The sequence below is a fragment of the Ruegeria sp. CG11 genome (genome assembly GCF_056537245.1).
Genome location: NZ_JBQFRE010000002.1, coordinates 320,487 through 338,548, shown reverse-complemented (window position 1 = coordinate 338,548; position 18,062 = coordinate 320,487). Strand labels below are relative to the sequence as shown.

Annotated in this window: 20 protein-coding genes and 1 riboswitch; of the genes, 13 read left to right on the top strand and 7 right to left on the bottom strand. The window is 60.0% G+C overall.

The genetic code is table 11. From position 1 onward, the window contains the following. The first annotated feature begins 5 nt into the window (after nucleotides 1–5). On the top strand, nucleotides 6–434 hold the full coding sequence (locus tag ACR0KW_RS07770; protein WP_480804476.1) for an FKBP-type peptidyl-prolyl cis-trans isomerase: 429 nt from the start codon (nucleotides 6–8) through the stop codon (nucleotides 432–434). 23 nt (nucleotides 435–457) lie between these two features. On the opposite strand, the gene ACR0KW_RS07765 is transcribed toward ACR0KW_RS07770, so the two are convergent. Genes ACR0KW_RS07765 through fabA form a run of 4 tightly spaced genes read right to left on the bottom strand, consistent with a single transcriptional unit; the run spans nucleotide 458 to nucleotide 3,270 of the window. Next, complete coding sequence (locus ACR0KW_RS07765; RefSeq protein ID WP_480804475.1) at nucleotides 458–643, bottom strand: hypothetical protein; 186 nt, start codon at nucleotides 641–643, stop codon at nucleotides 458–460. A 59-nt stretch (nucleotides 644–702) separates the two neighbouring features. After that, the gene (locus ACR0KW_RS07760) at nucleotides 703–1,494 is read right to left on the bottom strand and encodes an enoyl-ACP reductase FabI (protein WP_480804474.1); all 792 of its coding nucleotides are present in this window, start codon (nucleotides 1,492–1,494) and stop codon (nucleotides 703–705) included. 5 nt (nucleotides 1,495–1,499) lie between these two features. Further along, nucleotides 1,500–2,729, bottom strand: a complete 1,230-nt coding sequence (gene fabB / locus ACR0KW_RS07755; protein WP_170326987.1) for a beta-ketoacyl-ACP synthase I — start codon at nucleotides 2,727–2,729, stop codon at nucleotides 1,500–1,502. 31 nt (nucleotides 2,730–2,760) lie between these two features. After that, entirely contained in the window at nucleotides 2,761–3,270 is a 510-nt protein-coding gene (gene fabA, locus ACR0KW_RS07750; RefSeq protein ID WP_170326986.1) for a bifunctional 3-hydroxydecanoyl-ACP dehydratase/trans-2-decenoyl-ACP isomerase, read from the bottom strand. A gap of 188 nt (nucleotides 3,271–3,458) precedes the next feature. Here fabA and irrA point away from each other — a divergent pair, with 188 nt between their 5' ends. Next, nucleotides 3,459–3,875, top strand: a complete 417-nt coding sequence (gene irrA, locus ACR0KW_RS07745) for an iron response transcriptional regulator IrrA (protein WP_170326985.1) — start codon at nucleotides 3,459–3,461, stop codon at nucleotides 3,873–3,875. Nucleotides 3,876–3,877: 2 nt separating this feature from the next. Here irrA and ACR0KW_RS07740 read toward each other — a convergent pair whose 3' ends face one another. Continuing rightward, the gene (locus ACR0KW_RS07740) at nucleotides 3,878–4,768 is read right to left on the bottom strand and encodes a LysR family transcriptional regulator (RefSeq protein ID WP_480804473.1); all 891 of its coding nucleotides are present in this window, start codon (nucleotides 4,766–4,768) and stop codon (nucleotides 3,878–3,880) included. Nucleotides 4,769–4,855: 87 nt separating this feature from the next. Between ACR0KW_RS07740 and ACR0KW_RS07735 the strand changes: the two genes are divergently transcribed. Continuing rightward, nucleotides 4,856–5,653 (top strand): phytanoyl-CoA dioxygenase family protein, encoded by a 798-nt coding sequence (locus tag ACR0KW_RS07735; RefSeq protein WP_480804472.1) that lies wholly within the window; start codon nucleotides 4,856–4,858, stop codon nucleotides 5,651–5,653. Nucleotides 5,654–5,655: 2 nt separating this feature from the next. Here ACR0KW_RS07735 and ACR0KW_RS07730 read toward each other — a convergent pair whose 3' ends face one another. After that, nucleotides 5,656–6,519: a hypothetical protein gene (locus ACR0KW_RS07730; protein WP_480804471.1), complete on the bottom strand. Its 864-nt coding sequence runs from the start codon at nucleotides 6,517–6,519 to the stop codon at nucleotides 5,656–5,658. Nucleotides 6,520–6,639: 120 nt separating this feature from the next. On the opposite strand from ACR0KW_RS07730, the gene miaB reads away from it, so the two are divergent. From miaB to trmB, 8 genes are all read left to right on the top strand, one after another. Continuing rightward, complete coding sequence (gene miaB, locus ACR0KW_RS07725) at nucleotides 6,640–7,959, top strand: tRNA (N6-isopentenyl adenosine(37)-C2)-methylthiotransferase MiaB (protein ID WP_480804470.1); 1,320 nt, start codon at nucleotides 6,640–6,642, stop codon at nucleotides 7,957–7,959. 183 nt (nucleotides 7,960–8,142) lie between these two features. After that, nucleotides 8,143–8,907, top strand: a complete 765-nt coding sequence (locus tag ACR0KW_RS07720; protein ID WP_480804469.1) for an outer membrane protein — start codon at nucleotides 8,143–8,145, stop codon at nucleotides 8,905–8,907. 143 nt (nucleotides 8,908–9,050) lie between these two features. After that, nucleotides 9,051–10,073 (top strand): PhoH family protein, encoded by a 1,023-nt coding sequence (locus ACR0KW_RS07715; protein WP_480804468.1) that lies wholly within the window; start codon nucleotides 9,051–9,053, stop codon nucleotides 10,071–10,073. A 33-nt stretch (nucleotides 10,074–10,106) separates the two neighbouring features. After that, nucleotides 10,107–10,601: an rRNA maturation RNase YbeY gene (gene ybeY / locus ACR0KW_RS07710; protein WP_480804467.1), complete on the top strand. Its 495-nt coding sequence runs from the start codon at nucleotides 10,107–10,109 to the stop codon at nucleotides 10,599–10,601. Nucleotides 10,602–10,636: 35 nt separating this feature from the next. Further along, on the top strand, nucleotides 10,637–11,524 hold the full coding sequence (locus tag ACR0KW_RS07705; RefSeq protein WP_480804466.1) for a hemolysin family protein: 888 nt from the start codon (nucleotides 10,637–10,639) through the stop codon (nucleotides 11,522–11,524). Next, nucleotides 11,521–13,017 (top strand): apolipoprotein N-acyltransferase, encoded by a 1,497-nt coding sequence (gene lnt, locus ACR0KW_RS07700; RefSeq protein WP_480804465.1) that lies wholly within the window; start codon nucleotides 11,521–11,523, stop codon nucleotides 13,015–13,017. The genes ACR0KW_RS07705 and lnt overlap by 4 nt, the downstream gene beginning before the upstream one ends. Before the next feature lie 42 nt (nucleotides 13,018–13,059). Further along, nucleotides 13,060–13,108: riboswitch (SAM-SAH riboswitch) on the top strand. A 5-nt stretch (nucleotides 13,109–13,113) separates the two neighbouring features. Beyond that, nucleotides 13,114–14,295: a methionine adenosyltransferase gene (metK, locus tag ACR0KW_RS07695; RefSeq protein ID WP_480804464.1), complete on the top strand. Its 1,182-nt coding sequence runs from the start codon at nucleotides 13,114–13,116 to the stop codon at nucleotides 14,293–14,295. A 93-nt stretch (nucleotides 14,296–14,388) separates the two neighbouring features. Further along, complete coding sequence (trmB, locus tag ACR0KW_RS07690) at nucleotides 14,389–15,096, top strand: tRNA (guanine(46)-N(7))-methyltransferase TrmB (protein ID WP_480804463.1); 708 nt, start codon at nucleotides 14,389–14,391, stop codon at nucleotides 15,094–15,096. A 3-nt stretch (nucleotides 15,097–15,099) separates the two neighbouring features. Here trmB and ACR0KW_RS07685 read toward each other — a convergent pair whose 3' ends face one another. After that, on the bottom strand, nucleotides 15,100–15,909 hold the full coding sequence (locus tag ACR0KW_RS07685) for a hypothetical protein (RefSeq protein ID WP_480804462.1): 810 nt from the start codon (nucleotides 15,907–15,909) through the stop codon (nucleotides 15,100–15,102). Between the two features lie 180 nt (nucleotides 15,910–16,089). On the opposite strand from ACR0KW_RS07685, the gene aroA reads away from it, so the two are divergent. Together aroA and cmk are read left to right on the top strand one after the other, a co-directional pair. Then, nucleotides 16,090–17,436 carry a 3-phosphoshikimate 1-carboxyvinyltransferase gene (gene aroA / locus ACR0KW_RS07680; protein WP_480804461.1) on the top strand — a complete coding sequence of 449 codons (1,347 nt, stop codon included), beginning with the start codon at nucleotides 16,090–16,092 and terminating at the stop codon, nucleotides 17,434–17,436. Then, nucleotides 17,433–18,050: a (d)CMP kinase gene (cmk, locus tag ACR0KW_RS07675; protein WP_480804460.1), complete on the top strand. Its 618-nt coding sequence runs from the start codon at nucleotides 17,433–17,435 to the stop codon at nucleotides 18,048–18,050. Before aroA ends, cmk begins: the two co-directional genes overlap by 4 nt. The last annotated feature ends 12 nt before the right edge of the window (nucleotides 18,051–18,062 follow it).

Here is an 18,062-nt window from a genome sequence, read left to right as displayed (position 1 = left end):
CACCTATGACCGAGATCAAACAAGGCGACACCGTTCGCATCCACTACACCGGTACGCTGTTGGACGGCAACGTGTTTGACAGTTCCGAAGGGCGTGACCCGCTGGAGTTTGTGGTCGGGTCAGGCCAGATCATCCCCGGGCTGGATACGGCCATGCCCGGCCTGACAGTGGGTGAGAAAAAACGGGTCGAGATCGCCTGCGTGGACGCCTATGGTCCGATCAACCCTGCCGCGCGCCAGCAGATCCCGCGTGAGGGCATTCCGGATGATATTCCGCTAGAACCTGGCACCCAGCTACAGATGCAGACGCCGGACGGGCAAGCCGTGCCGGTGACTGTGATGGACTCTGACGAAGCGACCGTCACGCTGGACGCAAATCATCCACTGGCCGGTCAGGACCTGATTTTTGACATCGAGGTTGTCTCAATCAACTGACCGCAAAAGGTCAGTGCGAAGGATCAGCCTGAAATCAGGCTGGTCCATGATGTAAGGGCTGCGCGCACATCTGGTTGCGTGAAGAACACAAACAGCAGCAGCAGCACGGTCAGGCTCAGCAACGCGATACGGCCGCGCTGCCCCAGAAAACCCTGTTTGCGCCGGGAAGCCCGAGAGGTGTTCGAGAGGATTTGTTCTGCTTTGCTCATGCCGCTATCCGTGCCCGCGAAAGATGGTCAAATCTTGGCGCGGGCAGGGAAAGATCGGGTCACATATGATCGGGCTGCGGCATACCCAGAACGTGGAAGCCACCGTCGACTTTGATGATCTCACCCGAGGTGCAGGCACCGGCTTCGGATGCAAGATACACGGCGGTGCCGCCAACGGCCTCAAGCGTTGCGTTCGAACGCATTGGCGCGTTCTGATCGCAGAACTTGTAGGTCCTGCGTGCGCCACCGATGGCCGCGCCCGCCAACGTCTTCATCGGGCCGGGTGAGATGGCGTTGACACGGATGCCTTCGGGACCAAGGTCGTTTGCCAGATAGCGCGTGGCCGATTCCAGCGCGGCCTTTGCCACACCCATGACGTTGTAGTTCGGCACAACCCGGTTCGACCCTTGATAGGTCAGCGTCAGCAGCGTGCCGCCATTGTCCTTCATCAGCGGATAAGCGCGACGCGCAACTTCGATAAAGGAATAGGCCGAGACATCCATCGAGTGTTTGAAGTTTGCCCGGGTGGTGTTCAGGAATCGGCCGGTCAGTTCCGACTTGTCCGAGTAAGCAATTGCGTGAACCACGAAATCAATCGTAGGCCAGCGTTCGCCCAGCTCATTGAAGGCGCGGTCCAGCGACTCATCATCGGTGACATCCGCGTCCACCATGAAATCACTGCCGAGGCTCTGGGCCAGTGGTTCAAGCCGTTTGCCGAATGCCTCACCCTGATAGGTGAAAGCCAGTTCTGCGCCTGCCTCGTGCATCGCCTTGGCAATGCCCCAAGCAATCGAGCGGTCATTCGCCACCCCCATGATCAGGCCGCGTTTGCCCTTAAGAAGATCAGACATCATATTCACCCGTTATACTTTGACAGAACCATGGACCCGTTTGTGCCACCAAAGCCGAAGCTGTTGGTCATGACAGAGTCCAAACCTGCGTTTTCAACCACTTGAGTTGCAATTTCACCGGGCAGGATGCCTTCGGCAAGTGTGTCGACGTTGATCGACGGAGTAATAAAGTCATTATCCAGCATTAGCAGACAAAAGATGGCTTCCAGCGCACCAGCGGCACCCTGTGCGTGGCCGGTCATCGACTTGGTCGAGGAAATCGGCGGCACGTTGCCCTCGCCAAAGATGCGGCGGACGGCTTCGACCTCACCGACATCGCCGACCGGGGTCGAGGTGCCGTGGGCGTTGATATAATCGACCTTGCGGCCTTCGGGCATGGTCGCCAGCGCCAGACGCATCGCGCGCTCGCCGCCTTCACCCGAGGGGGCCACCATGTCGTGACCGTCCGAAGTGGCGGCATAGCCGGTGACTTCGGCGTAAATCTTGGCGCCGCGCGCCAGCGCGTGCTCCAGATCCTCAAGCACGACGATGCCGCCGCCACCCGAGATCACGAACCCGTCGCGATCCTGATCGAACGCGCGAGAGGCTTTTGCTGGCGTATCGTTGTACTTCGAGGACATCGCGCCCATCGCGTCGAACAGGCAGGACAGAGTCCAGTCCAGCTCCTCGCCGCCACCGGCAAACATAACGTCCTGCTTGCCCAGCATGATCTGTTCCGCCGCATTGCCGATGCAGTGCAGCGAGGTCGAGCAGGCCGAAGTGATCGAGTAGTTGATGCCCTTGATCTTGAACGCGGTCGCAAGGTTCGCGGAAATCGTCGAGCACATGCATTTCGGAACCGCAAACGGCCCGATCCGCTTGGTCGCGCCGGTTTTCAGTACCGTTTGATGCGCCGTCAGCATCGCGCTGGTTGAGGGGCCACCGGACCCTGCAACCAGACCGGTGCGTGGGTTTACGACCTGCTCTTCGGTCAGGCCGGAATCGGCGATCGCCTGGCTCATCGCGATATGGGCATAGGCGGCACCGGGCCCCATGAATCGCAGGGTGCGCTTGTCCACATGCTCGGACACGTCGATCTTCAGCGATCCGGCGATCTGGCTGCGAAAGCCGTGTTCGACCATCTGTTCATTGGCCTCGATGCCGGACTTGCCGGCCTTCAGCGAGGCCAGAACCTCTTCGGCATTGTTCCCGATGGAGGAGACAACCCCCAGACCGGTGACAACTACTCGACGCATGTGCGTGCTCCTTATTTCAGGCCGGTCCGGCTTAGGCTTCGGACAGAACGACTTTCATGTCTTTGACGTCGTAAATCATTTCGCCGTCCGCTTCGACGATACCATCCGCCACACCCATGGTCAGGCGGCGGGTCTGAATCGCCTTTTTGAAATCGATTTTATAGGTCAGCATCTTGCGGTCCGGGCGCACCATGCCGGTCAGTTTGACCTCACCCACGCCCACGGCCATGCCGCGACCCTGCCAGCCGCGCCAGCCCAGGTTGAAGCCGGTCAGCTGCCACAGACCGTCCAGCCCCAGACAGCCGGGCATGATCGGGTTGCCGGGGAAATGGCAGTCAAAGAACCACAGGTCCGGGGTGATATCGAACTCGGCCAGAACGTGACCTTTGCCATGCGCGCCGCCATCGGCCGAGATATCGGTGATCCGATCCATCATCAGCATCGGCGGGGCAGGCAACTGCGCATTACCGGGGCCGAATAATTCGCCTCGGGCGCATTTCAGCAGATCGTCCTTGTCAAAGCTGCTCGGGAATTGGGCCATTCTGCCGCCTCTCCTGCCAGGGGTCCGTTTCTCTAATCTGGCCTCACCTAGCACCCGTATGCAAGGTCCTGCAAGAGCGGTCGCCCACATCATGTTGTGTTCTGGACATTCTTTGCGAATGAATTTCATTTGAAATTACCTGACCTGAGCACTTATATATAGGGCAGTAACAAACGGGTTTCGGATTCATGACACCTCAAAGCCAGAGCAGAGCCACGAATTGGTTGGTCGACGCGGGATTGCGTCCAACGCGTCAGCGTATGGCTTTGGCCGAGTTGCTGGTTGGCGATGGCCGCCACCGTCACGTGACGGCGGAAAGCCTGTTTGAATCGGCGAAAAAGAACGGCGATGCTGTGTCTCTTGCGACGGTCTACAACACGCTGCGCGCGTTTTGCGAGGCCGGTGTGCTGCAGGAAATCACGGTGGACGGGTCGAAAAGCTATTTCGACACAAACACCCATGATCACCCCCATTTCTATTGGGAAGATGAAAGCCGCTTGAGCGACGCGCCGTCAGATCAGCTGGTGATTCAGCGCCTGCCCGATGCCCCCGAAGGGGTTGAGATCGCATCTGTCGATGTCGTGATCCGTCTGCGGAAGAAATAACCTCACGTTACCAAATGCATCAGCGCCCGCTCGGCGACTGCAATCTGCGCGTCAGTGGGCCCTGTGCCGTGTCGGGCCAGTACAACGGGTTCGGCCGCGAACGGATCCGAGACCGGCAGGCTCAACAGCGACATCCCGTCATAGCTGACTTTGGCAGGCGGATTGGCATAGCTGATCGCGACGCCCTCGTTATTTGCCGCAAGGCTGCGCTGAATTTCCAATGAGGCCGCGCGGTGGGCCACTGTCGGGCTTTCTCCGATCTGACGAAACAGCCCCAGTATATGCTGTGCGGACAGACCTTCCTCGGACAGGATCAGCGGGTGTGCAGCGAGATCCTGCAGAGAAATCTGTCTGTTTGCGGCCAGAGGGTGATCCGGCGACACAAGCGCACGCGGAGAGCTGGTGAACAACGTGTGCCGGGTGAACGTCGCGTCCATGCTCAGCCCATAGGTCAGCGCCAGGTCGATCCGCCCGTCGATCAGGCCTGAAATCATGCCCTCGAAACTGTCCACCCTGTAGGACACCGCCACATCCGGCATCACGGCGCGCAACTGCAGAAGGGCACGGGCCAGCAGAAACGGGGCCAAATCGACGAAACAGCCTAGCCGCAAGCGCGCCTTGCCGGTGCTGGTGCCAGCGGCGTTTTCCAAACGGGCGGCGCTGGCCAACAGTGCTTCGGCCTCTTCGATGAAACTGCGGCCCTGCGGGGTCAATGCCATTGCAGCACCGCGCCGACGGGCGAATAGGGGATAGCCCAGTTGTTCCTCGACCCGGGTCAGGGCGTTGGACAGCGCCGGTTGCGAGACATTCAGGTGCTGCGCCGCGGCGGACAGGCTGCCATGCCGTCCGATGGCGCAGACATATTCATATTGGCGCAGCGAGATATATAACATGAAGTTAAGTGTATCTTTGAAAGATATGACTTGAACAGGGGGCTTTCCCATGTGCAGATCACCCAACCCCACGGCACGGAGACAGACATGACGCACCCTCTGGTCACGCAAGAGATGATCGACACCTATCAGCAGGACGGCGTTGTCCTGATCAAAGGGCTGTTTGCCAACCACGTCGAGGCCCTACGTGAAGGCGTTGCCGCCAACATGGCCGAGCCGGGGCCTTATGCGTCCGAAAACAAGAAACAGGGTGAAACCGGCCTGTTCTTTGACGATTACTGTAACTGGTCGCGAATTGATCAGTTCCGCGAGGTGATCGAGAACTCTCCAGCGGCTGAAGTCGCGGCTGATCTGATGCAATCGCAGACCGTTCAAATGTTCCACGACCACGTTCTGGTCAAAGAGCCCGGAACTTCGATGGCGACCCCGTGGCATCAGGACGGGCCGTATTACTTTGTCGAAGGACAACAGACGATCAGCTTCTGGTCGCCGCTGGACCCGGTGAAACAGGCAACGCTGCGCTGCGTGGCGGGCTCGCACCGGTGGGAGAAAGAAGTGTTGCCTACCCGCTGGGTTTCGGAAGAGGACTTCTTCCCCGACGAAGGCCAGTACATCCCCGTCCCTGACCCGGATGCTGAAGGCATGAAGGTTGTGGAATTCGCGATGGAGCCGGGCGACGCGGTAGCCTTCAACTACCGCACGCTGCACGGTGCGCGTGGTAATCAATCCGACAGCCGTCGCCGGGCGTTTTCGTTGCGTCTGGTGGGCGATGACGCACGATATGTGGAGCGTCCGGGCCGGACCTCACCGCCGTTTCCGGGCCACGACATGACCCCCGGCCAACGTCTGCGCGAAGATTGGTTTCCGGTGCTGCTACGGCGCTAGGCTCAGAACCACTGGCCCGATTCGATTAGCCCCAGATCAAGCAATTGACCGGACGTCCACTGAAACGGAACCGAGTTGCGCCAGCAAAAGCTCGGGATGTCGAAAGTGGACCCGGCATTGCTTTTCAGTGCTTTGGCAGCGCGGAATGAGCACACGGCAGCCGTCATGTTGTGATGCCATGGGCAGGAATAGGTGTTGTATTCCGGCTCGTTGAAGGTGTGGTCGGGGCGCAATTCCAGACCCTTGCGGGATTTGAACAATGCGATCCGGTCGATACGGCGGCGTTCGTATGGAATGTGATCCTCGAACCGCCAGCGCAGGCCGCCCGACATGTCCAACTGACGCTCGACCGGATGGCCTTCGGCGTCGTGGCGGGTGTGGGCGTGATAGCCGGTGCTGTCCAGCATCGCGCGGTCCGGAGCGACTCCGTTCGGAAAGGTATCCAGATCATCGGCATAGAGGTCAACCACGTGGCTCAGCATCGCATCGCGGCGTTCCTCGGCGTGGAAGGCCAGAAATTCGCCGATCGTGCGCGTCTCGCAAAACGGAAAGAACAGATATTCGGCGTTATAGCAGTAATACATCCAGATGCCGGACGCGGCCTGAATGATTCTGTTGATAGTGTTGAAGACAACCGCGCTGGGCACGCAGGTCAGGGTGACGCGGTGGATGCGTTCGGATAGCTCGGGGTCTAGAGCAAAGTCCTGCGGCACGAAGGCCACCACGGATTTGAACCCCAGATGCAGATGATGCCGGATGGTGCTGTCGATCTCGACCATGTCCTCGGCAAAGATCAGGGCGACCGGGCCCTTGGCCAGCGCCGATTTGCCTGAGTTCAGGAAAACGTCGAGAGAGTCGTATTGCATTGCCTGTCCGGTTCCACTTTGCTGGAATCTTCGGCCAAAATCGGGTAATCGCCCCGGCATTGCAAGCGGCGTTCGTAAGGTATAGATGACGCCGATCCCGCGAATGCAAAGGCCATATCCATGTCAGAACCGAAAAAGCTGTACATCAAAACCTATGGTTGCCAGATGAACGTCTATGACAGCGAACGCATGTCCGAGACGCTGGGAGGGCAGGGCTATGTCGAAACCCAAAGTCCCGATGACGCGGATATGATTCTGCTGAACACCTGCCATATCCGCGAAAAGGCCGCTGAAAAGGTCTATTCCGAGCTTGGCCGGTTCAAGGGCCTAAAAGCGGAAAAACCCGATCTGAAGATTGGCGTGGCGGGTTGTGTGGCACAGGCCGAAGGCGAAGAGATCATGCGCCGTCAGCCTCTGGTCGATCTGGTGGTTGGGCCGCAAAGCTATCACCGTCTGCCCGAGATGGAGGCCAAGACCCGTACCGGCGCCAAGGCGCTGGACACGGATTTCCCCGAGGAAGACAAGTTCGAAAAGCTCAAGAACCGCCCCAAGGCCAAGCGTGGCCCGACCGCGTTTCTGACCGTTCAGGAAGGCTGCGACAAGTTCTGCGCCTTCTGCGTGGTGCCTTATACCCGTGGCGCCGAGGTCAGCCGTCCGGCTGATCGCATCATTCGTGAGGCCCATGATCTGGTGGAACGCGGCGTGCGCGAGATCACTCTGCTGGGTCAGAACGTGAACGCCTATCATGGCGCGGGCCCGAACGGCGACATGACACTGGCCGGTCTGATCTGGGAGTTGAACAAGGTCGACGGGCTGGAGCGCATCCGCTTTACCACGTCGCACCCCAATGACATGGCCGACGACCTGATCGAGGCACATGGAACCTGCGATAAACTGATGCCGTATCTGCACCTGCCGGTGCAGTCGGGATCAGACAAAATCCTCAAGCGGATGAACCGCAGTCATACGGCGGAAAGCTATCTGCGTCTGGTCGAGCGTATCCGTGCCGCGCGGCCCGATATCATGATGTCGGGTGATTTCATCGTCGGCTTCCCCGAGGAAACTGAAGAGGATTTCCAGGCCACGCTGGATTTGGTGGAAGAGGTCAAATACGGCTATGCCTATTCCTTCAAATATTCGACCCGGCCCGGAACGCCTGCGGCTGAGCGGCCGCAAGTTGACGCCACGGCGGCAGATGACCGTTTGCAGCGCCTTCAAGCCCTGATCACGCAGCATCAGCGCGAGATTCAGGACGCGATGGTTGGCCGCAAAGTCAGCGTTCTGTTCGAGAAAGCGGGTCGTTTGCCGGGGCAAATGGTCGGAAAATCCGAATATCTGCACTCGGTTCACGTGTCCGACGCTGACGTCGGTATCGGTGAGCTGAGAGACGTTCAGATCACCGGATCGGGCGCCAATTCGCTGGCGGGGGAATTGATCTGATCTGATCGGCGGGTGCTGTCAGAAAACCATAGTCGGCAGTTGTTTCAAATTTTAACCCTTGATTCACGAGCGGGAACTATGTTCGGAAAAAGGCCAGATTTTTTCAGGGTCTAGCGCGCTGCGCCCCTGAAATTCCAGTTCTGTGCCGGTCCGGCTGTCGGGTTGGGACGATGGAGGTTACGAGTGGAAATTAGAGCACGGTTCTTTGGGCCAAGCCGCTGGAGTGTTTTTTCGTCGGCGCTGGTGCTGTCGCTTATTTCCAGCGCGACTGTTGCGGGCAATCTGGAACAGGGCGTGACGGATCCTCCGGTCGCCAGCCCGAAACGCTTTGGCAGCGATGTCAGTGCTTTTTATCTGGGGCTGAGTGGTGGTTACGCAACAAGCGGCACCGACCGATTCGGGCTGACAACCCCAGGCGGTACCTTCGAGATCGGCGAGTTGGACCTAAAAGGGGACTACGGCGGCGTCCGGGGTGGCTGGCGTGGCGTTCTGCCCGCCATGGGCGGGCGCGACTATGTCTACGGGTTCGAGCTTGGATATGATTTCAGTGGGCTTGAAGACGACGTCATGACCGATATTGGCAGCGTCACAGTCACCGGTTCGTCCGAAATTTCGGACATTCTGTCGGTTCGGTTTCGCAATGGTCTGACCAACAGAAGCGGCACGGTTTTGTATTTTATTACCGTCGGATACGTGCAAGGTGATATCAAAACCGCAAGCGGCTTGACTTCCGGGACCACGTCACAATCTTTTGAAGAGAATGAAACGCGGAACGGGTTTTCCGCAAGCATCGGTGCCGAGCACAGCCTGAGCGAGAACTGGTCGATCACGGGTGAGTACGAATATGTCCAGTTCGACTCGCGTCAGGTCGAATTCAGCAATGGGTTCTCGACGAAATCCACGCCGCGCTATCGCGGATTGAGATTTGGATTGAACTACACGTTTTGACCAAAACCAATCGCCGAGGCGATATCGTTTGGCGCACTCTTCGGCGGTTTTGCCATCCGTTTGGGAAAATTTGAAACTGTGGCTTGCGCCCACCGAGACTTGTTGTCTACGCTCAGGGTGAAACGCCAAGACAGGAGAACGGATTGGCCATCGGTGCCCTTACCCCACCGCAAGATGATATGCCCCAGCGCGAGGCGTTTATTGAATTCCCTGACAATCGGTTGTTGATTGATTTGTGCGGCGAGTATGACCGCAATCTGACCGAAATCGAACAAAAGCTGTCCGTCCAGATTGTCCGGCGCGGCAACCAACTGGTTGTCATGGGCGACGAGGATTCACAAAAACAGGCCATTGAGGTGCTGCAGGCGCTTTACACCCGTCTCGAAGGCGGTCGTGACGTAGGGGCCGCCGATGTAGACCGCGAACTTCGGATGGGCGGGTCCGAGACAGGAACCGGCAGCCGCGACGGTGACCAGCTTGAGATGTTCAAGGGCGGCACGGTCGAGATCAAGACCCGCAAAAAGCTGGTCGAGCCACGCACGGATGCACAAAAGGCGTATGTCCAGTCGCTGTTCAACAACGAGCTGGCCTTTGGAATCGGGCCTGCGGGCACCGGCAAGACTTATCTGGCGGTGGCTGTTGGCGTATCGATGTTCATCGGTGGGCACGTGGACCGGATCATCCTCAGCCGCCCCGCCGTCGAGGCTGGAGAAAAGCTGGGCTATCTGCCGGGCGACATGAAGGACAAGGTCGATCCTTACATGCAACCGCTTTATGACGCGCTGAATGATTTCCTGCCCGGCAAGCAACTGGCTAAGCTGATCGAGGAAAAGCGAATCGAAATCGCTCCACTGGCCTTCATGCGCGGGCGGACGCTGGCCAACGCGTTCGTGGTGCTGGATGAGGCACAAAACGCCACGACCATGCAGATGAAGATGTTCCTGACCCGTCTGGGTGAGGGCAGCCGCATGGTGATCACCGGCGACCGCTCGCAGGTGGACCTGCCGCGCGGGGTCCAGTCGGGGCTGCAAGATGCGGAACGTTTGTTGAAGACGATCCCGAATATCAGCTTCAACTACTTCACCTCGAAAGACGTGGTGCGGCACCCGCTTGTCGCCGCCATTATCGAAGCGTATGAGGCCGACTCAGGCCGCGAGACGGGGTAATCGTCCGGGGCCGCAGGCTTTGGACAGGATAGCATGAACCTGGAACTGACGATTGAAGACGGGCGTTGGCAGGGGCTGGAGCCATTGGCCGCGCGGGCCATACAGGCAGTTCTGGATCATTGCGATCTGGACGCTGATCTGTGCGAAATCAGCGTTCTGGCCTGTGACGACCCCCGGATCGCCGAACTGAATGCGGAGTTCCGGGAAAAACCCACCCCGACCAATGTGCTCAGTTGGCCCGCCGAGGAGTTGGCGCCCGACCGACCGGGGCAGTCGCCGCTGCCGCCCGAGCCGGACTTCGCCGGCGAAATCGCGCTGGGGGATATCGCGATCTCTTACGACACCTGCGCGCGCGAGGCGGCCGAGGCGGGCAAACCAATGAATGATCACGTCACGCACCTGATCATTCACGGAATGTTGCATTTGCTGGGATACGATCACATCCACGACGCTGACGCCGATTTGATGGAAGCGGTCGAGGTCGATATACTTGGCAAATTGGGTCTCGATGACCCATATAATGCGTAGACGGGCCATCAGGGCCGATTATTTGGAACAGGATCATGGGCGATACAGACGGCAGTTCTATGGCGGCGCAGGGCGCGCAACCGAAGAACGGCGGTGACAATGTCAAAGAGAAAGCCGGCTTTTTTTCTCGAATAGTGGACGCGTTCTCGCCTCCGGACGAGGATGAGGTTCACGTAGCCAACGGGCACGAGACCGACCGGGCGCAGCCGCGCGGCATGATCAACCTGCGGCGGATGCGGGTCGAGGACGTGGCCATCCCGACGGCCGAGATCATCTCGGTCCCGTCCACCATCACCAAAGAAGAGCTGGCACAGGTGTTCCGTGACAGCGGTCTGTCCCGGATACCGGTGTATGAGGGCACGCTGGATACACCTTTGGGGTTTGTCCACCTCAAGGATTTCGCGCTGACCCACGGGTTCAACGGTGGCGGCACTGAGTTCGATCTGGTCTCGATGCTGCGGACCTTGCTGTTCGTGCCGCCCTCGATGCCGATTGGCGTGCTGCTGACCAAGATGCAGACGGAACGCCGTCACATGGCGCTGGTGATCGATGAATATGGCGGTGTTGACGGTTTGCTGACCATTGAAGACCTGATCGAACAAGTGGTTGGTGAGATTGCCGACGAACACGATGCAGACGAAGATCAGCTGTGGGTGCAGGAAAAGCCCGGTTGCTACATTGTTCAGGCTCGCGTACCGCTGGAGGAATTCGAAGCCGAAATCGGACGCTCGCTGACCAGTCACGAGGATGTGGACGAGGAAGAAATCGACACTCTGGGCGGTCTAGTCTTCATGCTGTCGGGGCGGGTACCCGCGCGGGGTGAGGTTGTTTTGCATCCCGAAGGCCCGGAATTTGAGGTGATTGACGCCGATCCGCGCCGGATCAAACGTCTGCGTGTCATGTTGCCGGATCTTGCTGCATGACCCCATCGCGGGGCTGGCCGTTTTGGTTGAGGTTCGTGCTGTCGGCCCTGCTGGGAGCGCTGGCGGCCTTTGGTCTTGCGCCGTTTGGCATTTGGGCGGCGACTCTGGTTGGGCTGCTGCTGCTTGCCCCCCTGTATCTGTCGACGGAAACGCGGGGTCGGGCCGCGTGGTTGGGCTGGGCCTTTGCCACCGGATACTTCGCCCACGGTCTCAGCTGGATCATTGAGCCGTTTTTCGTAGATGCCGAGCGCCACGCCTGGATGGCGCCCTTTGCCCTGATCTTCATGGCAGGCGGGCTGGCCCTGTTCTGGGCGCTGGCCTTTTGGGTCGCAAGGCGACCGGGTGGAGGCGCTGTCAAGCAGGCGGTTTTCCTTGCCGTGGCCGTGTCTCTGGCGGAATTCGCCCGGGGTTACGTATTGACGGGTTTCCCCTGGGCCGGGCTGGCGCAGGTTTGGGTTGATACGCCCGTGGCGCAGCTTCTGTCCTTGTTCGGCCCCTATGGTCTGGGGGCTTTGACCTTGCTGGCAACGCTTCCCTTAGGTGCGGCGTTAGCTCAACGCGGCGGTTTCGTGCTGCCATTGGGCTTGACGATTGGCGCTGCTTGTCTGGCTCTGACCTATGCGGCCACCCGCCCGACTGTGACTGAAACCGATCACACCGTCCGCCTGATCCAGCCTAACGCGCCCCAGCATCAGAAATGGGACCTGGATTATGCGCCCTTGTTCTTTGCGCGCCAGATCGAGTTCACCGCAGCACAACCCCGGCCGGATCTGATCGTCTGGCCTGAAACCTCAATACCTGCATGGTTGGGAAGCGCGCAGCCGTATTTGGCCGCGGTCACAGATGCAGCGCAGGGCGTGCCGGTGTTTCTGGGCATCCAACGGGGTGATGGGCCGCAAATCTACAACTCGATGATCTACCTGGATGAGCAGGGCCAGCAAAAGGGCTTGTATGACAAGCACCACCTTGCACCGTTCGGAGAATATGTTCCGCTCGGAAACCTGATGGCGAAATTCGGTATTCACGGGATGGCAACAACCGCAGGTCATGGCTTCAGCGCTGGGCCGGGGGCTGCCTTGATGGACGCCGGAAAGCTGGGAAGGGCGCTGCCGCTGATCTGTTACGAGGCCGTGTTTACACAGGATGTGCTGTCCGCGCCCGGCCGCGCCGATTTCCTGTTGCAGATCACCAATGATGCCTGGTTCGGTACACGGTCCGGTCCCTATCAGCATCTTGCGCAAGCCCGGATGCGCGCGATCGAGCAGGGCCTGCCGATGATGCGCTCGGCCAATACCGGGGTGTCGGCGATGATCGACCCGCTGGGGCACGTTACAAACGCGCTGGCATTGGGGCAGGCGGGCTTTGTGGATGCAAATTTGCCGGCGCCCCTGACCCCGACTGTGTATGCCCGGATCGGTGATTTTCCGGTCTTTGCCCTGCTGGCGGTTTTGTTTGCGCTGCTTTGGCGCAACGTCCGGCGGGACAACGTTTAAATACCGATTGACCCTGTGATGCGGTGGGCGTATGCCCTCGCTTGCCTGTCACAACGGCTTCCTGGCGTGATGGGGAAAACTTAATGGAGCACTTTCATGTCCCGACAGAACTACACTTTTACTTCGGAGTCCGTATCCGAAGGGCACCCGGATAAGGTTTGCGACCGGATTTCCGATGCCGTCCTTGACGCATTTCTGAACGAAGAACCCGAAGCGCGCGTTGCGTGCGAAACCTTTGCCACGACCGACCGTGTGGTGATTGGTGGCGAAGTAGGTCTGTCTGATCAGGAAAAGCTGCACGACTATATGGGCCGCATCGACGAGATCGCGCGCGCCTGTATCAAGGATATCGGCTATGAGCAGGACAAGTTCCACCACGAAACCGTCGAGGTGACGAACCTGCTGCACGAACAGTCCGCCCATATCGCGCAGGGTGTGGATGCGTCCGAGGATAAGGAAGAGGGTGCCGGTGACCAGGGCATCATGTTCGGCTACGCCACCACCGAAACCCCCGCGCTGATGCCGGCACCGATCCAGTATTCGCACGCGATTCTGCGCCGTCTGGCCGAAGTGCGCAAGAACGGCACCGAGCCTGCGCTGGGCCCGGACGCAAAATCGCAGCTGTCGGTGGTTTACCGCGACGGCAAGCCGGTCGGCGTCAGCTCGATCGTGCTGTCGACCCAGCATCTGGACGAGTCGCTGAGCTCGGGTGACATCCGTGCCATCGTCGAGCCCTATATCACCGAGACCCTGCCAGAGGGCTGGCTGTCCGCGGAAACCGAGTGGCACGTGAACCCAACCGGCAAATTCGTGATCGGCGGCCCGGATGGTGACGCCGGTCTGACCGGGCGTAAAATCATCGTGGACACCTACGGCGGTGCCGCACCGCATGGTGGCGGTGCGTTCTCGGGGAAAGACCCGACCAAAGTGGACCGCTCGGCAGCTTACGCCGCGCGCTATCTGGCCAAGAACGTGGTCGCTGCGGGTATGGCGGAACGCTGCACCATCCAGCTGAGCTATGCGATTGGTGTGTCCAAGCCGCTGTCGATCTACGCCGACACGCACGGTACCGGTCAGATTGCGGATGCTCTGATCGAAACCGCCGTCGGGCAGGTGATGGACCTGACCCCGCGCGGCATTCGTGAGCACCTGCAACTGAACAAGCCCATCTATCAGCGCACGGCTGCTTATGGCCATTTCGGACGCGAGCCCGCCGCGGATGGCGGTTTCAGCTGGGAACGCACCGATCTGGTCGACGCTCTGAAAGCGGCGGTCTGATCCAAAACCAATCAAAGCGCGCCGACCCCGGCGCGCTTTTTCGATTCGGCGCCGGGGTTGCAACGGTGCGGCCCGCGCAGTATGGGCACCGCCATGAGCACCCAGACACCACAACGCCCCCGCAGAAACTTCTATGGCCGCTTCAAGGGCAAGACCCTGAAGCCCAGTCAAAAGACGTATCTGAACGAAGACCTCGACGCCCTGTCGCCCGGCGCTGTCGATTGGGAGAGCAACCCCAACCGCGACCCGCTGGACCTTAAAGCGCTGTTCGGCGGCAAGGATGTCTGGCTGGAAGTCGGCTTTGGCGGCGGTGAGCATTTGGTGCATCAGGCTGCCAGCAACCCCGATATCGGCATCATCGGGGCCGAGCCCTATATCAACGGCGTCGCCATGCTGCTGGGCAAGATCCGTCAGGCCGGGGTCGAAAACCTTGCGGTGCACCCCGGCGATGCGCGCGATTTGTTTGACGTGCTGCCCGAGGCCAGCATCTCGCGCGCCTTTCTGTTGTACCCCGACCCGTGGCCCAAAACGCGGCATCATCGCCGACGTTTCGTGACGCCGGAACATCTGGAACCGCTGGCGCGCGTGCTGAAGCCGGGGTCAATCTTCCGCGTGGCCACCGACATTCCCGACTATGTCCGCCAGACGCTCGAGGAAGTCCCGCGCGCCGGGTTCGAGTGGCTGGCCGAGCGCCCCGCGGACTGGAGCGAGCCGTGGGAGGACTGGATTTCTACCCGTTATGAACAGAAAGCGCTGCGCGAAGGCCGCACACCGCATTACCTGACGTTCCGCAAAGCCTGACCGCTACGGTGTGGGGTCGCGCAGGCTGGGAAAGGCGCGGCCTTTGGCAAACCAGGCCAGCCCGAACGCCCAAAGCGCAATGGTTTCTACAAAAAACGTCAGGTTGTGGGACTTCCACCCCGCCTGAGCGCCTTCACCGGAAAAGGCGACGATGCCCAGCACCAGAACACACGACAGGATCGTGATGCCGCACAGCGAATACAAAGTGTTGCGCTGCTTTTTTGTCCGGATCATGTGTCCGTCTTTTACGTGACGCTCCGGAACCACGCGACGTAGGACAAACAGGCAATAGAGGCCCAGATAGGCAAACAGGATTCCCGCGGCCCAGGCATGTAAATGCGGCGCGCCTGAGAACAGGGTGAAGAACGCGTCTGGTTGGGGATCTGACAGCACTGGCGGCGGCGTTTGGTTCACATCGGCAAAAATCCGTGACTTAAAGCTGACGGGCTCTTCGCAGCCAGATCCGCTTGTCGGGAAGACCGCAACAAAACATGCGCCTATCCCGGCAATGAAAGACCCAAGATCCTCAAGCCAATGGTCTCCGGTATAGGCGATCAGAAAGCCGCCGATAAAAACCAATAGTCCAACGAAGATGGCCCCAAGAAACTGGGCATAGTAGAAATGGCTGATGCTGTCGCGAAAACAGCTGCCGCCAATCACGGCTCCGCTGGCAAGAATGATCGGCAGGCCAAAGGCAACAAGACCGACCAGGAAGGCCAGCCGCATCTGCAGAACGCTGTCAGTCTTTAGTGGGTCTTTGGGCTGAAAGAACTTTTCTGTTCCGTTTGAAAGCATGGATTGAAGCTGTGACACGAAAAAACCTCGGGCTATGATTTATGAAAACAAAATGATTTCGTTCTGAATTCGGCCATTATAGCCCGGAAACCGCTGAACGCCCAAATCTAGGGTGCTCTGGCAGTCGTATTGCGGCTGGACCAAGCGGCCCCAATTCGCTAATCGGCTTGGGCACTGATAGCGAAAACAGGAGCCCACATGTCCGGACACGGCACGCCCATCCCGATGACCTCGCATCCCTGCGGCCCGCTGACCGGCACGGCAGAGGTGCCCGGCGACAAGTCGATCTCGCACCGGTCTCTGATCCTGGGCGCGATGGCGGTGGGTGAGACCAAAATCTCGGGCCTGCTCGAAGGCGAGGACGTTCTGGACACCGCCAAGGCGATGCGCGCCTTTGGCGCTGAAGTTACTGATCATGGCGGCGGTGAATGGACCGTGCACGGTGTCGGCGTCGGTGGCTTTGCCGAACCCGATCAAGTGATCGACTGCGGTAACTCGGGTACTGGCGTGCGGCTGATCATGGGCGCGATGGCGACTTCACCCATCACCGCGACCTTTACCGGTGATGCGAGCCTGAACAAGCGTCCGATGGCGCGTGTGACCGATCCGCTGGCGCTGTTTGGTACGCAATCGGTTGGTCGTTCGGGCGGACGTCTGCCGATGACCATCGTAGGCGCGGCAGAACCCGTTCCGGTCCGCTACGAAGTTCCGGTCCCGTCGGCGCAGGTGAAATCTGCCGTGCTGCTGGCCGGTCTGAACGCGCCCGGCAAAACCGTGGTGATCGAGAAAGAGGCCACCCGTGATCATTCCGAGCGGATGCTGGCCGGTTTTGGCGCAGAAATCACCGTTGAAGATACCGATGAGGGTCGAGTGATCACCCTGACCGGGCGCCCCGAGCTGAAACCGCAGGTCATCGCCGTGCCGCGTGATCCGTCCAGCGCGGCCTTCCCGGTTTGCGCTGCGCTGATCACGCCCGGCTCGGACGTGCTGGTGCCCGGAATCGGCCTGAACCCGACCCGCGCGGGGCTGTTCACCACGCTGCGCGAGATGGGCGCCGATCTGACCTATGAAAACGAACGCGAAGAGGGCGGTGAGCCCGTCGCCGATCTGCGTGCCAAGTATTCGCCCAACATGAAGGGTATCAACGTGCCGCCGGAACGCGCGGCCTCGATGATCGACGAGTACCCGGTTCTGTCCGTGGTTGCGGCCAATGCCTCCGGCACCACGATGATGGGCGGTGTGAAAGAACTGCGCGTCAAGGAAAGCGACCGGATCGACGCAATGGCGCGGGGTCTGCGCGCCAACGGCGTGACCGTGGACGAGGGTGAGGAATGGTGGTCGGTCGACGGGCTGGGCATCGGAAACGTCCCCGGCGGCGGTACGTGCGAGAGCTTTCTGGACCACCGCATCGCCATGTCGTTCATGGTGATGGGCATGGGTGCGAAGACCCAGGTTTCCGTGGATGACGGCGGCCCAATCGCCACGTCATTCCCGATTTTCGAACCGCTGATGGCGTCATTGGGTGCCAAGGTCGAACGCACGTGAGCTTTACGGTTGCCATTGACGGCCCGGCAGCGGCGGGCAAGGGCACAATCTCGAAAGGTGTAGCCACGCATTTCGGGTTGGCGCATCTGGATACCGGATTGCTCTATCGCGCGGTCGGGCGTCGGACACTGGATGGCACCGACCCGGTTGAAGCCGCGCAGGCGCTGACGGCTGAGGAATTGGAACAGGGCGATCTGCGCACGGCCGAGATCGCACAGGCGGCGTCGAAAGTGGCCGTGATTCCCGAGGTTCGCGCGGCTTTGGTCGACTTCCAACGCGCTTTTGCCCGGCGTGCCGGGGGCGCGGTTCTGGACGGGCGCGATATCGGGACGGTGATCTGCCCCGAGGCCGAGGTGAAACTGTTCGTCACCGCCAGCGCCGAGGTTCGGGCCGAGCGGCGTTTTCTGGAGTTGAGCGCCAAGGGCTCGGACGTCACCCGTGAACAGGTGCTGGCCGATGTGCGCGAACGCGACGCGCGGGATGCCGAACGCAGCACCGCGCCGATGAAACCCGCCGACGATGCCGTTTTGTTGGACACGTCCGATCTGAGTATCGAGGCAGCGCTGGCTCAGGCCGTGGCCTTCATCGAACAGAAAAAGCCCGCGACACCGTAGCGCTGCGGGCTT

Excerpts from the sequence above, each read along its gene's own strand:
- aroA (WP_480804461.1), top strand. The coding sequence starts at position 16,090 with ATGTCCGGACACGGCACGCCCATCCCGATGACCTCGCATCCCTGCGGC.
- fabB (WP_170326987.1), bottom strand. The coding sequence starts at position 2,729 with ATGCGTCGAGTAGTTGTCACCGGTCTGGGGGTTGTCTCCTCCATCGGG.
- irrA (WP_170326985.1), top strand. The coding sequence starts at position 3,459 with ATGACACCTCAAAGCCAGAGCAGAGCCACGAATTGGTTGGTCGACGCG.
- ACR0KW_RS07705 (WP_480804466.1), top strand. The coding sequence starts at position 10,637 with ATGGGCGATACAGACGGCAGTTCTATGGCGGCGCAGGGCGCGCAACCG.
- ACR0KW_RS07760 (WP_480804474.1), bottom strand. The coding sequence starts at position 1,494 with ATGTCTGATCTTCTTAAGGGCAAACGCGGCCTGATCATGGGGGTGGCG.
- ACR0KW_RS07770 (WP_480804476.1), top strand. The coding sequence starts at position 6 with ATGACCGAGATCAAACAAGGCGACACCGTTCGCATCCACTACACCGGT.
- ACR0KW_RS07740 (WP_480804473.1), bottom strand. The coding sequence starts at position 4,768 with ATGTTATATATCTCGCTGCGCCAATATGAATATGTCTGCGCCATCGGA.
- ACR0KW_RS07765 (WP_480804475.1), bottom strand. The coding sequence starts at position 643 with ATGAGCAAAGCAGAACAAATCCTCTCGAACACCTCTCGGGCTTCCCGG.
- trmB (WP_480804463.1), top strand. The coding sequence starts at position 14,389 with ATGAGCACCCAGACACCACAACGCCCCCGCAGAAACTTCTATGGCCGC.
- ACR0KW_RS07735 (WP_480804472.1), top strand. The coding sequence starts at position 4,856 with ATGACGCACCCTCTGGTCACGCAAGAGATGATCGACACCTATCAGCAG.
- fabA (WP_170326986.1), bottom strand. The coding sequence starts at position 3,270 with ATGGCCCAATTCCCGAGCAGCTTTGACAAGGACGATCTGCTGAAATGC.
- ACR0KW_RS07730 (WP_480804471.1), bottom strand. The coding sequence starts at position 6,519 with ATGCAATACGACTCTCTCGACGTTTTCCTGAACTCAGGCAAATCGGCG.
- metK (WP_480804464.1), top strand. The coding sequence starts at position 13,114 with ATGTCCCGACAGAACTACACTTTTACTTCGGAGTCCGTATCCGAAGGG.
- miaB (WP_480804470.1), top strand. The coding sequence starts at position 6,640 with ATGTCAGAACCGAAAAAGCTGTACATCAAAACCTATGGTTGCCAGATG.
- lnt (WP_480804465.1), top strand. The coding sequence starts at position 11,521 with ATGACCCCATCGCGGGGCTGGCCGTTTTGGTTGAGGTTCGTGCTGTCG.
- ybeY (WP_480804467.1), top strand. The coding sequence starts at position 10,107 with ATGAACCTGGAACTGACGATTGAAGACGGGCGTTGGCAGGGGCTGGAG.